Origin of the sequence: Flavobacterium sp. CAU 1735, assembly GCF_039888695.1 — a bacterium.
Classification (GTDB): Bacteria; Bacteroidota; Bacteroidia; order Flavobacteriales; family Flavobacteriaceae; genus Flavobacterium.
The window spans coordinates 73829-86974 of record NZ_JBDQQQ010000009.1 but is presented as its reverse complement, the minus strand read 5'-3'; the positions used below and the strand labels follow the sequence as shown (position 1 = coordinate 86974).

The window sequence follows — 13146 nt, the reverse complement described above, 5'->3', positions numbered from 1 at the left end:
AACTTAAGTTATTACCCTCCGAACAACTGTCGGTCTGGGTTTTATAAATTGTTATCCCCTCGTAATTTTCTGTAATTATTCCGGGCGTCTACGTAGTAAATACTATCCTGATGGTTAAAAATAACCTTTTCATAAAGGGCTTTGGCTTTTTCGATATCAGGTAAATCCTTTCGATAAATTTCGGCCGAAAAAAACAGGGCTTCGTCTACATAAATCCCTTCGGCATGTTTCTCGATAATCTCCTGATAGACTTTTAACGCTTCGGCATATTCTTTTTTCTCTTCCAGAATACGTCCGATTTTCAATAGCGTTTCATCTTCTACACTTTGTCCTTTGTGCTCTTTTAAAAGCGTACGAAATCCATTTAAAGCTTCGTCTGTTTTATTTTGATACAACAGGAAATCGGCTTTGGCAAATTTCTTTAACGCCACCCGCGTACTGTCCTGTGTTGTATGATCATTGATCAAAAGGAATAATTCCAAGGCGTCGTTGGCAATCAACTGAGACGAAGAGGCTTTTAGCACTTTGAATTGTTGTTGTGCCCAATCGAAATCGCCTTTAAAGTAGCTGGCTTTTGCCATTTTCAGACTGGCTTCGTGTCCGACTTCATCGTTTTTTAAATCGTCTTCAATCTGCGCATAATAGATAATCGCCTGATTGAATTTTTCATCCAGCAACAACACATCAGCAAGTTCCATTTTTACTTCTGCTTTCTGATAATTATTGAGCGGCAATTCCAATGCATTCGTAAGTATCTGGCGCGCCGTTTCAAACTGTTTTAAATAGAAGGCTTCAAAATGCGCTTTTAAAACCTGAAGTCGCAGTGAGTAGGGCGAAATACCGTATTGTTTTAGCAACAGGTTTACTTTTTCCCGGATTAAAGGATATTCTTTTGGCGTTGCTTTTTCGATATCCATCGTCAACAACTGATAATGCGCTTCCATTTGTAAATCCAGATCCTGTGTATTGAGCAGTATAAAATCCAGAATTTCTTTTGCCGTATCGTTTTCCTGTTCCTGAACGGCTAGTTTTGCCAGGTTAATAATCGTAAAAAAATTATCCGGATTTCGTTTAAAAATGGCTTTTTCCTGAACAAAGGCTTTTCCGTATTCTTTTTGTTGTACAAAAAACCAGCTTAGAAACTGGTTCCAGAAAATATCCTGTGTTTTTTGGGTACGAATCAATAATGCTTTTCGAAGATTGGTATTGAACGATTCCTGTGTATCTTCCATCATAAAACGCGCCAACTGACTTTGTACCAATGGAGCGTTTTGCGGATTGCGATAGGCATAATCGAGCAATTTATCCACCATTAATTCCAGATTTCCCAGTTGCCCCTGTAACAAGGCAATCTGATAATCGAAATTAAAGCTTGGATTTCCGGCAACGCCCAGATCGTAGGCTTTTAAGGCTTGCTCCAATAATACTTTCTGTTCGAAAAGGCTTGCAACACCGTAGACATTATTCGGATTTTCTTTGATAACATCCAATGCTTTCTGATAGGCTTTATTGGCTTTATCCATGTCCTTTTGCAACTGGTAATTGTAGCCCAGTTCCACATAAAGGTTATTTTGTTTAAAACGGTCGATCCGGGTTCGGATCATTTCTTCCGCTTTGGCATATTGCTTTAGCTGTTGGTAGCAGGCAACCTGTTTTTGAAAATACTGGTAATTATTCGGTTGCGATTTCAGCAAATCTTCGTAGATCACCATCGCTTTTTCAAACTCTCCCCTATCGAAATAGTTTTGCGCCAGCTGTTCGTTTTGTGCAAAAACAAACACCGAGCATAACAAAGCGATATAGGAAAAAAAGTTTTTCATGATATGGTTATCCTAAAAAAACAATGTACTAATGTAGCCATTTTTCAGCTAATTAGTACATTGTTGTAGTATAAGATTTTATTAATTAATGATATCAAATCCGGTGTATGGACGCAACACTTCCGGAATCACGATTCCTTCCGGAGTCTGATAGTTTTCCAGAATTCCGGCCAGTACTCTTGGCAATGCCAATGAGCTTCCGTTAAGCGTGTGTGCCAAATGGTTTTTCCCGTCTTTATCTCTAAAACGCAACTTCAGACGGTTGGCCTGATAGGTTTCGAAATTCGACACAGAACTGATTTCCAACCAACGATCCTGTGCCGTTGAAAACACTTCAAAATCGTAGGTTAACGCCGATGTGAATCCCATATCGCCACCGCACAAACGCAGGATACGGTAAGGCAATTTCAACTCTTGCAATAAGGTTTTTACATGCTCGACCATTCCTTCCAACGCTTCGTATGATTTTTCCGGATGTTCAATTCGTACGATTTCCACTTTATCAAACTGGTGCAAACGGTTTAATCCGCGAACGTGTGCTCCGTAAGAACCCGCTTCACGACGGAAACACGGCGTATATCCGGTACACATTACCGGCAATTCGCTTTCCTGTAAAATAACATCACGGTACATATTCGTTACCGGCACTTCGGCAGTTGGGATCAAGTACAAATCGTCGATACCCACATGGTACATTTGTCCTTCTTTATCCGGCAACTGTCCGGTTCCGTAACCAGACGCTTCGTTGATTAAGTGTGGCACCTGAAATTCTTTATAACCGGCATCGGTATTTTTATCCAGGAAATACGAGATCAACGCTCGTTGCAAACGCGCTCCTTTTCCTTTATAAACCGGAAAACCGGCACCGGAAATTTTGGTTCCCAGTTCGAAATCGATAATGTCGTATTTTTTAGCCAGTTCCCAATGTGGTATCGCACCTTCGTGTAATACCGGGATAGTCCCTTCTTCAAAAACGGTTTCGTTATCATCGGCTGATTTACCTTCCGGAACCACATCGGCCGGCATGTTCGGTAATTTATACAACTCGTGAATCATCTGATCCGAAACGGTATTTAAAACTTCCGTCAGTTCTTTACTTTTCTCTTTTAAAGAGGTTGTTTTTTCCTTTAGGATTTCTGCTTTGGCTTTTTCACCACTTTTCATCAACTCACCGATGTCTTTCGATAGCTTGTTCGATTCCGCCAAAATATTGTCCAATTCCACTTGCGTTGCGCGGCGCTTTTCATCTAAAGCCACCACTTCTTCAACCATTGCTTTAGCGTCAAAATTTCGTTTTGCCAAAGCTTGGATTACTTTTTCCTGGTTTTCTCTAATAAATGCTATCTGTAACATAGTATAATGATTTTATGGTCAGCAAATTTAAGGAATTGTTTTATATAATAGGGCGGGCAATTTTACAAAGCTAGGACAGAATATGGCCACTTAGGATCAAAACCATATTATTCCAATATTTTAAGCCCATATTTTGTATTATTCCCTAAATTTGGCAAACTTTACTAAAATTTATGAAAAACTATTTCTTAATTTTTGCATTACTGGCAACCGCTTTTTCGTTCGCCCAAACCGAAGAAGCTGATTTTTCCAGAATGGTCGAGGCCGAAATGAAGGCCGCTTCCGGCATGATGCAATTTACTGCCAATGCCAATACCCAGAATTACGACATCACCTACCACAAACTCGAATTCACGGTAGATCCGGCCAGTTATTTTATTTCAGGTGTCGTAACAACCAATTTTACGGCCAAACAAAACACGAACACCATCACCTTTGATCTAACAAATGCGCTAACGGTGAGCAGTGTTAAACAGGGAACCACCAGTCTTATGTTTACTCAAAATGCAAACGACGAATTGGTGATTACCCTTCCCACAACCCTAACATCCGGTGCTTCGAGTTCGGTTGTTATAACCTATTCGGGCGCACCTGCTACCGCGAATAACGCTTTTACAGCAAGCTATCATTCCGGGAATCCGATTATCTGGACACTTTCCGAGCCTTATGGCGCCAAAGATTGGTGGCCGTGTAAACAAGACCTTAATGACAAAGTCAACAGTATTGACGTTTACATTACGGCACCGTCACAATATGTGAGTGTTGCCAACGGACTACAAGTTAGCAGTACTACCAATAGCAACGGAACGAAAACGACACATTTTCACCACAGCTACCCAATCCCAGCCTATCTAATCGCTATAGCTGTAACCAATTACCAGATTTACAATCAGGTTGGCGGTGTGGCTCCCAACACTTTTCCGATAGTTAATTATTTGTATCCGGAAAGCGCTTTTACAAGTCAAACCAGTTTAGCGCCTACACCATCTATCATCAACCTATACGAAACACTCATTGGCCCGTATCCGTTCCGCAATGAAAAATACGGTCATGCACAATGCGGATTCGGTGGCGGAATGGAGCACACAACTGTTTCCTTTATGGGTGGATTTAGCAGAAGTCTTATTGCCCACGAAATGGCACATCAATGGTTTGGCGACAAAGTAACCTGTGGTAGTTGGAAAGACATCTGGCTTAACGAAGGTATCACCGAATTTATGTCGGGAATGGTTGTTAAAAACCTAACCAGCAATGCCTCTTTTATCAGCTGGAAAGACTCAAAAATAAACAACATTACCTCCCAACCGGATGGCAATTTGTATTTAACCGATGCACAACTATCCAATGTTGGCCGAATTTTCAGTAGTCGTATCACCTATGATAAAGGCTCTATGGTAACCAATATGCTACGGTTTAAAATGGGCGACACCAACTTTTTTCAGGCGCTTCGCAATTACCTGAACGACCCGGCACTGGCCTACGGTTATGCCATTACGCCACAACTACAAGCGCATCTTGAAACCGTATCCGGAATGAATCTTACCGAGTTTTTTAATGACTGGATCTACAATCAGGGCTACCCATCCTACAACATCACGGTTCAGAATCTTGGTGCCGGACAAGCCAAAATAAAAGTAACTCAGACCCAATCGCATGCATCGGTAAGTTATTTTGAAATGCCACTTCCGATTCGTTTGAAAAACGGTACCCAAACCCAGGATGTTGTTGTAGACAATACCGTAAACGGACAGGAATTTATTGTTTCGGTTCCTTTTACTGTTACCAGTTTCGAGTTTGATCCGGAAAAAGATATTATTTCCAAAAACAATACTACATCTTTAGACTCCCGTTCGTTTGATATTTCCGACACCATTCTATTGTATCCAAACCCGTCCAGCGACCGTGTTACCATCCAGTTACCGACCCATATCGAATTGGAAAATATCGAAATTTACAATGCTTTGGGACAGTTAGTCAGTACACAAACCAAGTCAGAATTTTCGGTAAGTGCTTTATCCAACGGAATCCATTTCATAAAAATCAATACTTCCGAAGGCGTCTTTCATAAAAATTTTATAAAAAAATAGGCAATCTGTAATTCCATGATAAAAAGTAAGGTGAAAACCTTACTTTTGTCGTTTACAATAAAAAAAGTGTTTTAAAAATGATACAATTAGGGCAAATCCTTTTCATACTTTCTGTATTAGTTATCCTCCACGAATTCGGGCATTATATCACGGCCAGAATGTTTAAAGTCCGCGTAGAAAAATTCTACCTTTTTATGGATGCGGGATTCTCATTATTAAAAAAGAAGATCGGGGAAACAGAATGGGGAATCGGATGGTTGCCAATTGGCGGTTATGTAAAACTAGCCGGGATGGTTGACGAAAGCATGGACATGGAACAGATGAAACAGGAACCACAGCCGTGGGAATTCCGTTCGAAACCGGCCTGGCAACGTCTTATCATTATGTTGGGTGGTATTATTGTAAACATTCTTTTGGCCTGGTTTATCTATACGATGGTATATGTAACCTACGGCCAGAAATATATTGCTACGGAAGCCATTCAGAAAAATGGACTGGCTTTTGGTGAAACCGGTTTAAATGTAGGTTTTAAAAACGGCGATAAGATTTTAGCGGTAGACGGTAAATATCAGGATCGTTTTAACCGTATGACGTTAGACATCCTTTTAGGAGACAAAATAGACATCGAGCGTAACGGCGAAAAGAAAACGATTATCTTAACCGATCCACAAAAAGCGGAAATCATCGGAAAAGAAGGTCGTGATTTTATTCAGCCGCGTCTTTCGAGCGTGGTAGTCGATTCGGTTACGCCGAAATCGGAAGCTTTTAAAGCCGGATTTAAAAAAGGAGATCATTTGGTAGCAATCGACAACAAAGAGTTTAAATTCTTTGACGAATTGCGCGATAACCTTAACGCCCATAAAAACGATTCGGTAAACATTACCGTAATCCGTAACAACGAAAGAGTCAACTTAAAAACTTTAGTAGACAAAGACGGAAAAATTGGCTTTTTACCAACGTTTAAAGACAAAATGGACTTCGAGGTAGTAAACAAATTATCTCTTTTCCAGGCAGTCCCGGAAGCGGTTAAAGAATCCTATGCCTTATTGGTTTACAACGTAAAACAATTTAAACTGATTTTACGTCCAAAAACGGAAGCCTATAAGCATGTAAAAAGCCCGGTTGGAATTGCACGTGCTTTACCGAATCAGTGGAACTGGGAGTTTATCTGGAACTTTACGGCTTTATTTTCGATCGGTTTGGCGTTTATGAATTTACTGCCAATCCCAGGATTAGACGGTGGTCACGCACTATTTACGATCGCTGAAATGATAACCGGGAGAAAATTAAGCGAAAAAGCGATGGGTCATGTACAGACTTTCGGAATGATTATCTTACTGACACTAATGGCCTTAACCTTCGGGAAGGACATCTACCAGCTGATTGCCGACAAATTTTTCTAATTTTTTTAAGCATTTTATTTGCGAGATTAAAATTTCGACTTATATTTGCACCGCAATAAAGGTAACACACCTTCCTCCTTAGCTCAGTTGGTTAGAGCATCTGACTGTTAATCAGAGGGTCCTTGGTTCGAGCCCAAGAGGGGGAGCAAAATAAAAGCCAGTTCAACGCTGGCTTTTTATATCTAACAATAAGTTCTTTTTTTGACAAAAAATTACAGTTTCCTCCTTAGCTCAGTTGGTTAGAGCATCTGACTGTTAATCAGAGGGTCCTTGGTTCGAGCCCAAGAGGGGGAGCAAAAAAAATCCTAATCAGAAATGGTTAGGATTTTTTTATTTTTGCAAAATGGACAATTCCGTTTACACTCTCTACTCAAAAAAGCTAGACAGACATTATATTGGCTTTACAGAAAATCTTACCCAAAGAGTAGAATTTCATTTAAACGATACTCAATCAAGAAAATTCACTTATAAGACCAATGAGGAGTTGATTTTTACAATTGAGTGTGAATCAAAAAATCAAGCTTTGTCCATTAAAAAACATATTAAATCAATGAAGAGTAAAATATATCTCCGGAATTTACTTCAATATCCGGAAATGAAATTCAAATTACTCGAAAAATACAAAGACGCAGCTGACTTTCAATCAGAGTCCCGATAGCCATCGGGATTGGTTCGAGTCCAAGAGGGGGCATTCTATCGAATGGCTTTTTTGTTTTTATACACTTTCAAACATTACCTCTCCTACATTAAGTAACATTAGTTACATCCAAACTCCATTATTTTTCGTAAATTTATAAGAAACAGAATTCTTCCAATAATGAAAACCCTATTTTCAAACTGGCATTTTATGCGGTATTTCCGTTTGGCCATCGCCTTATTTATGTTTTATACCGCCTATGAAAACCGGGAATGGCTATTTGGCGTATTCGGATTATTTTTCCTGCTTCAGGCCATTTTTAATTTCGGATGCAACAATAACCAATGTTCCATTCCTAATAAAACCAGACGATAAATAAATCCCAAAATTACACAATAACAATTATGAGTACTTTTTCCGAAATCATTCAAAAAAAAGAACCCGTTCTGGTCGATTTTTTCGCTACCTGGTGTTAGCCTTGTACCGTATTAGCTCCCGTTTTAAAAGATGTAAAAGACACGTTGGGCGAAGCGGTTCACATCATTAAAATCGACGTAGACAAAAACCAATCTCTTGCCGCAACCTACCAAATCCGAAGCGTTCCTACCATGATGCTGTTTAAAGACGGCCAACAACTCTGGAGGCATTCCGGGTTGATCTCCAAAGAGGAATTAATCACTATCATTCGTGCGCATAAAAATTAATCTTTATCAGTTGTACTATGAGAAAAAATATGGGTAGTATCGACAAAATCATCCGAATTACCATTGCCATCATCTTGTCACTATTGGTATCTACGGAAATTATCACCGGAACAATGGGTTATGTCCTATTGATCATCGGTGCCTTATTATTACTTACCGGTCTTTTTAATTTCTGCCCGGTATATTCCTTTTTTAAATACAACACGAGGATAAGGCGACTAAAATAAACACCTTCGTCGCCGTTATCCGCAATGACATCTTATTTTAACAAACTGTTTTTCTGAAAATAAGTATCTTTACTAGCATAGAAAAAAGTTGATGATGGCTACAAACAACATTCCCGAAAAAATAAACACGGCTGCAGTTGCTTTTCAAATCTGGGAAAAAACAGCTCTAACGGAAAGAATTCGGCATATTGAAAATCTGAAAGTAAAACTTTTAGAAAATAAACAGGAATATGCCGAATTGATCAGCAAGGAAATGGGTAAGCCAATTACACAATCCATAGCCGAAGTAGAAAAATGCGGACTTTTATGTGACTATTATATCCATAATGCACCGGCTTTTTTACAAGGTCGAACCATTACAACCGAAGCCACAGAAAGCTACGTTACCTACGAACCGATTGGTGTTCTTTTGGGTGTTATGCCTTGGAATTTTCCGTTTTGGCAGGTATTCCGTTTTGCAATTCCATCGATTGTAGCCGGAAATACCGTTGTGGTAAAACACGCCAGCAATGTTCCGGAAACGGCACAGATCATCGAAACACTTTGCCGCGACAGTGGTTTACCGGAAGGAATCTACCAAAACCTTCCTATTTCAAGCAAAGCAGTAGCCGATGTTATTGCCAATCCGCACATAAAAGCCGTATCGCTAACCGGAAGTGAAAATGCCGGTATTGCCGTAGCCACCGAAGCCGCAAAACACCTGAAAAAATCCGTTTTGGAACTCGGCGGCAGCAATGCCTTTATCGTTTGTGAAGATGCCAATCTGGAAAAAGCCGTGAGTACTGCCGTAAATGCCCGGATGCAAAATGCCGGTCAGAGTTGTATTGCCGGAAAACGATTCCTGATCCAGGAAAGTATTTTCGATTCGTTTCTGGAAAAATACAAAACCGCTTTAGGTCAGTTAAAAATGGGTGATCCAATGGATCCTACGACACAAATCGGCCCGATGGCTCGGGTGGATCTGGCTCAGGAAGTGGAAAATCAGGTACAACAATCCGTTGCCATGGGCGCCACTATCGCTTTTGGCGGAAAGCGCAACGAGGCCTACTTCGATCCGACCATCATTACCAACGTCACAAAAGAGATGCCTGTTTTTAACGAAGAAGTCTTTGGCCCGGTAGCCGCGTTAGTCGCTTTTAAAAACCTGGACGAAGCCATCGCTATTAGCAACAACTCCCGTTTCGGACTGGGCGTTTCGGTTTTCACACAAAACATTGAAGGAATCAAAACACGAATCTCCGACTTTGAAGAAGGCGCCGTTTTTATCAACGAAATGGTTAAATCCGATCCGCGATTACCTTTTGGCGGTATTAAAAAATCAGGATACGGACGGGAATTATCCGAAGAAGGCATTCACGAATTTGTAAACATAAAAACGGTACTAATACAACACTAATATGCAAAAAACAGTATTACTTTTGGCAACAGCCTCGCTTTTTGCTTCCTGCATGAAACCCAGCGAAGAAGCCATTAAAGAAGAAAAACAGGAAATCAACATGATGCTGGACGAATGGCATCAGGCTGCCGCAGAAGCCGATTATGAGGATTATTTTAATGATCTAACCGACGACGCTACTTATATTGGTACCGATGCCACCGAAAACTGGAATAAAAAAGCTTTTGGCGAATTTGCCAAACCGTATTTCGACAAAGGACAAGCCTGGAGTTTCAAACCCTTACAGCGAAACATTTATTTTAACGAAGACCTTTCGATGGCTTGGTTTGACGAGCTTTTGGACACGCAAATGAAAATCTGTCGTGGTTCGGGTGTTGTGATCAAAAAAGATGGCGAATGGAAAATCAAACATTATGTCCTTTCGATGACCATTCCAAACGATAAAATAAACGATGTGGTAAAAACAAAAAACGATATTGAAAACAAACTGACAAGCGAGTTAAAAAAACAGACACCATAGCTTTTACAGCATTTTGCTCATTTTTAAAAACCGGATCATTGTATCCGGTTTTTTTTATTTCATTATTTCAAAACCAAACCTGCTTTTTCACCGTAAATAAACCTAACAAACATTTAAAACCAAACTATGCCATGAAAATCAACAAAAAAATCAAATGGATTGCAGGTTCTATTTTAGGCATAACGGTGCTTCTTTTTGTAGTTCTCGTTGTTCACATCCTCCTAGTAACACCTAAAAACTATGACAACAACAGCCTACAACTCAGCCGTATCGATTTTAAAGAACCTATCGATTCTGCCAAAGCAAAACGCATCAACGCGCAACTGCGAAGTATAGATGGCGTAAAAAACACTTTTTTCAACATCAAAGACGGCACTTTAGTCTATTCACACGACTTAAATAAAGTTGATGCCGAACAGGCATTTGAAACGCTTCTGCAAAAAGGAAACTATAAAGCCGAACGCTTTGTGGTAACCGATGCGATGAAAAACACCGGATGCCCGATCATGGATCGGAATTCGTTTTCCTATCGTTTTTCAAACGGAATACACAAACTATTTAATTAACTATAAAACCAAATTATTATGAAAAGCAGTTTAAAAATTACTTTCGCAGGACTTTTACTGGTCGGAGCAGCCCTTTTTTATTCCTGTAGCAATGACAACGACGATACTCCGGTGGTCGTAACACCACCTACGCTTTATCAGAAGTTAGGTGGCACAACTATGGTTGCCGATCCGAACAATCCGTCGCAAATGATCGAAAAAGGACGTTTGGGATTACGCTCCGTTGTAGACAGTACTATTTTTGTAATTGCAGCCGATCCGCAGTTACAACCTTATTTTTCGACCTTGCTTTCGGAAGTAGGTTCCGGAAACACAACCAATCTGGCCATACTAAGTAAAAATTTAACCGACTTCTTTTGTGTGGGTACCGGAGCGAAAAACTTCACCTATTCCGGTTTAAATATGGTGGATGCTCATAATCCGGCAACGAATCCCCGAATGGCGATGAAAGCCAACAATGCCGACATGGACAAGTTTATCGGCGATGTGGTAATTGGCGCACAAAAGAACAATGTACCAAACGAGCTGATCGGAGAAGTCGGCACAATATTGGAATCCCTGCGACCGCAGGTTGTACAGCAATAACTCCACTTTATTTAACCTGCATGCAACAAAAAGGGACTGCTTAAAAACAGTCCCTTTTGTTATTATTTTTTAGAAAGATTTTCCAGCATTACTGCGGTCATCTTTTCCAGATCGAAATCGTGTTTCCAACCCCAATCGTTTCTCGCATAACTGTCGTCGATACTTGCCGGCCAGCTATCTGCAATGGCCTGACGGAAATCCGGTTCGTAACCAATAGTAAATTCCGGAATCTGTTTTTTAATAGATGCTGCTATTTCTTTTGGCGTAAAACTCATCGCCGAAAGATTATAGGAGGAACGAATTTTTACGTCCTCGGCTGGCGCCTTCATGATACTAATCGTCGCTTTAATCGCATCATCCATATACATCATTGGCAAAGCCGTTTCTTCCGAAAGGAAACAGGTATATTCTTTATTCTCCAATGCTTTATAATAAATATCCACAGCATAATCGGTTGTTCCGCCGCCAGGAGGTGTTGTCCATGAAATAAGCCCCGGATAACGGATACTTCTCACATCCACACCATATTTCTGGTGGTAATATTCACACCATCTTTCGCCGGTTTGTTTGGAAATTCCATAAACAGTAGACGGTTCCATTACGGTATATTGTGGCGTATCGATTCGTGGTGTTGTTGGTCCGAAAACAGCGATACTGGAAGGCCAGAATACTTTTTTAATTTTTTCAGCTTTTGCCAGATTTAACACGTGGAATAACGAATTCATATTCAGATCCCAGGCAAAAGCCGGATTTTTTTCAGCGGTAGCCGAAAGCAATGCCGCCATAAGATACACTTCGTCTACCTTATATTTTTCAACAACTTCTTCAATCTGGTTAAAATCCATTGCATTGACCACTTCGAAAGGACCTGTTGATACAAATTCCTGAGTTCCTTTTCTGATATCGGAAGCAATCACGTTGTCATTTCCGTAGATCTGGCGCAACTTCACGGTCAGTTCAGAGCCAATCTGACCACAAGCACCAATAATTAAAATTGTTGTATTCATATTTTTAGTAGTAGCTATATTTTTGACAAAGATAGCGATTCGAAGCTATTTACAACTTACTTTAACTTGTGATTATTATAGGACGTACGATTAATTTTAGTTAACTAATTCCCATAAAAAAAGAAGTTTTCAATAACATTTGTAAATTTGTTGATTCATACTAACGACTTTATTAAAAATGAAATATATCGTACCTGTTTTAGCGGTTTTATCCCTTTTTCTTTTTTCATGTAACAACAAAGATGAACGCGAAACAGAATATATAAAATCCTTACAACGACGGGATTCCGTTTTTGCCGTAATCAACGCCAACTGGAAGTTCGATATTCCGGCTGTAAATCCGAAAGTACAAAGCAAAATTCAGAATTGGCAGGAATGGCGTCTGTTTAAACAGGAATTGGGACAAAAACCCAAAAGCACCCTTAACGCATTCAAATTAAAAACGATGAATCTGGTTAAAAAATCCGATTCCCTAACCAATAATATTCCGTTTATTTTTGACACACCTGCCGTTAGAAGCCGTCTTTCGACCCTAAACACGAAAATAAAATCGCTGGAAACTTTTATCTCGCTGGATTACATTCAGACACAAAAAGTGATCACACTGATACATGAAGTTTCGGAAGAGACAATTTCCATACAGGATCAAATGACCGAAATCATTTATAAAATGGAGATTCCAAAAGAGGTTGGCGAAACCGAAATGCTTCAGGCTTTGGATACGGTTCGTCGTGCGCGAGCCGGTTTTACAGAACCGAAACCGTAGTTTCCATTAATCAAAAGTAACATTCATTGAAAAACGATATTTTATCCATATACGAGAAATCGCCTAAAGTAACCC

13 protein-coding genes, 2 tRNA genes and 1 pseudogene are annotated in these 13146 nt (G+C 39.9%); 13 read left to right on the top strand and 3 right to left on the bottom strand.

Features of this window, described 5'->3' with window-relative positions; translation table 11 throughout:
* Positions 1–41: 41 nt before the first annotated feature.
* Together AAFN64_RS16565 and serS are read right to left on the bottom strand one after the other, a co-directional pair.
* Positions 42–1820 carry a tetratricopeptide repeat protein gene (locus tag AAFN64_RS16565; RefSeq protein ID WP_347761348.1) on the bottom strand — a complete coding sequence of 593 codons (1779 nt, stop codon included), beginning with the start codon at positions 1818–1820 and terminating at the stop codon, positions 42–44.
* Between the two features lie 81 nt (positions 1821–1901).
* Positions 1902–3173 (bottom strand): serine--tRNA ligase, encoded by a 1272-nt coding sequence (gene serS, locus AAFN64_RS16560; protein ID WP_300488654.1) that lies wholly within the window; start codon positions 3171–3173, stop codon positions 1902–1904.
* A gap of 173 nt (positions 3174–3346) precedes the next feature.
* Here serS and AAFN64_RS16555 point away from each other — a divergent pair, with 173 nt between their 5' ends.
* The 12 genes and pseudogenes from AAFN64_RS16555 (at position 3347) to AAFN64_RS16500 (ending at position 11298) form a co-directional block, all read left to right on the top strand.
* The gene (locus AAFN64_RS16555) at positions 3347–5260 is read left to right on the top strand and encodes a M1 family aminopeptidase (protein ID WP_300488657.1); all 1914 of its coding nucleotides are present in this window, start codon (positions 3347–3349) and stop codon (positions 5258–5260) included.
* Between the two features lie 77 nt (positions 5261–5337).
* On the top strand, positions 5338–6663 hold the full coding sequence (gene rseP / locus AAFN64_RS16550; protein ID WP_300488660.1) for an RIP metalloprotease RseP: 1326 nt from the start codon (positions 5338–5340) through the stop codon (positions 6661–6663).
* A gap of 72 nt (positions 6664–6735) precedes the next feature.
* Positions 6736–6809: transfer RNA gene (locus AAFN64_RS16545), tRNA-Asn, on the top strand.
* A 74-nt stretch (positions 6810–6883) separates the two neighbouring features.
* Positions 6884–6957: transfer RNA gene (locus tag AAFN64_RS16540), tRNA-Asn, on the top strand.
* A gap of 49 nt (positions 6958–7006) precedes the next feature.
* Entirely contained in the window at positions 7007–7321 is a 315-nt protein-coding gene (locus AAFN64_RS16535; RefSeq protein WP_347761347.1) for a GIY-YIG nuclease family protein, read from the top strand.
* A gap of 159 nt (positions 7322–7480) precedes the next feature.
* Entirely contained in the window at positions 7481–7675 is a 195-nt protein-coding gene (locus tag AAFN64_RS16530; RefSeq protein WP_300490318.1) for a hypothetical protein, read from the top strand.
* Positions 7676–7704: 29 nt separating this feature from the next.
* A pseudogene (gene trxA / locus AAFN64_RS16525) lies at positions 7705–8004 on the top strand (thioredoxin).
* A 17-nt stretch (positions 8005–8021) separates the two neighbouring features.
* The gene (locus AAFN64_RS16520; RefSeq protein ID WP_347761346.1) at positions 8022–8231 is read left to right on the top strand and encodes a DUF2892 domain-containing protein; all 210 of its coding nucleotides are present in this window, start codon (positions 8022–8024) and stop codon (positions 8229–8231) included.
* A gap of 91 nt (positions 8232–8322) precedes the next feature.
* A complete protein-coding gene (locus AAFN64_RS16515) occupies positions 8323–9627 on the top strand; it encodes an NAD-dependent succinate-semialdehyde dehydrogenase (protein ID WP_347761345.1) in 1305 nt (434 codons plus the stop codon).
* Between the two features lies 1 nt (position 9628).
* A complete protein-coding gene (locus tag AAFN64_RS16510; protein WP_347761344.1) occupies positions 9629–10147 on the top strand; it encodes a nuclear transport factor 2 family protein in 519 nt (172 codons plus the stop codon).
* Between the two features lie 131 nt (positions 10148–10278).
* Complete coding sequence (locus AAFN64_RS16505; protein ID WP_300490303.1) at positions 10279–10713, top strand: hypothetical protein; 435 nt, start codon at positions 10279–10281, stop codon at positions 10711–10713.
* An 18-nt stretch (positions 10714–10731) separates the two neighbouring features.
* Complete coding sequence (locus AAFN64_RS16500; RefSeq protein WP_347761343.1) at positions 10732–11298, top strand: group 1 truncated hemoglobin; 567 nt, start codon at positions 10732–10734, stop codon at positions 11296–11298.
* A 62-nt stretch (positions 11299–11360) separates the two neighbouring features.
* Here the strand turns inward: AAFN64_RS16500 and AAFN64_RS16495 are convergent, their stop codons facing one another.
* Complete coding sequence (locus AAFN64_RS16495) at positions 11361–12305, bottom strand: L-threonine 3-dehydrogenase (RefSeq protein WP_347761342.1); 945 nt, start codon at positions 12303–12305, stop codon at positions 11361–11363.
* A 178-nt stretch (positions 12306–12483) separates the two neighbouring features.
* Here AAFN64_RS16495 and AAFN64_RS16490 point away from each other — a divergent pair, with 178 nt between their 5' ends.
* Positions 12484–13071, top strand: coding sequence for a hypothetical protein (locus tag AAFN64_RS16490; RefSeq protein WP_300490295.1), 588 nt, complete (start codon positions 12484–12486; stop codon positions 13069–13071).
* Positions 13072–13146: the final 75 nt, after the last annotated feature.

Excerpts from the sequence above, each read along its gene's own strand:
- AAFN64_RS16565 (WP_347761348.1), bottom strand. The coding sequence starts at position 1,820 with ATGAAAAACTTTTTTTCCTATATCGCTTTGTTATGCTCGGTGTTTGTT.
- AAFN64_RS16495 (WP_347761342.1), bottom strand. The coding sequence starts at position 12,305 with ATGAATACAACAATTTTAATTATTGGTGCTTGTGGTCAGATTGGCTCT.
- rseP (WP_300488660.1), top strand. The coding sequence starts at position 5,338 with ATGATACAATTAGGGCAAATCCTTTTCATACTTTCTGTATTAGTTATC.
- AAFN64_RS16515 (WP_347761345.1), top strand. The coding sequence starts at position 8,323 with ATGATGGCTACAAACAACATTCCCGAAAAAATAAACACGGCTGCAGTT.
- AAFN64_RS16535 (WP_347761347.1), top strand. The coding sequence starts at position 7,007 with ATGGACAATTCCGTTTACACTCTCTACTCAAAAAAGCTAGACAGACAT.
- AAFN64_RS16510 (WP_347761344.1), top strand. The coding sequence starts at position 9,629 with ATGCAAAAAACAGTATTACTTTTGGCAACAGCCTCGCTTTTTGCTTCC.
- AAFN64_RS16520 (WP_347761346.1), top strand. The coding sequence starts at position 8,022 with ATGAGAAAAAATATGGGTAGTATCGACAAAATCATCCGAATTACCATT.
- serS (WP_300488654.1), bottom strand. The coding sequence starts at position 3,173 with ATGTTACAGATAGCATTTATTAGAGAAAACCAGGAAAAAGTAATCCAA.
- AAFN64_RS16500 (WP_347761343.1), top strand. The coding sequence starts at position 10,732 with ATGAAAAGCAGTTTAAAAATTACTTTCGCAGGACTTTTACTGGTCGGA.
- AAFN64_RS16530 (WP_300490318.1), top strand. The coding sequence starts at position 7,481 with ATGAAAACCCTATTTTCAAACTGGCATTTTATGCGGTATTTCCGTTTG.
- AAFN64_RS16490 (WP_300490295.1), top strand. The coding sequence starts at position 12,484 with ATGAAATATATCGTACCTGTTTTAGCGGTTTTATCCCTTTTTCTTTTT.
- AAFN64_RS16505 (WP_300490303.1), top strand. The coding sequence starts at position 10,279 with ATGAAAATCAACAAAAAAATCAAATGGATTGCAGGTTCTATTTTAGGC.
- AAFN64_RS16555 (WP_300488657.1), top strand. The coding sequence starts at position 3,347 with ATGAAAAACTATTTCTTAATTTTTGCATTACTGGCAACCGCTTTTTCG.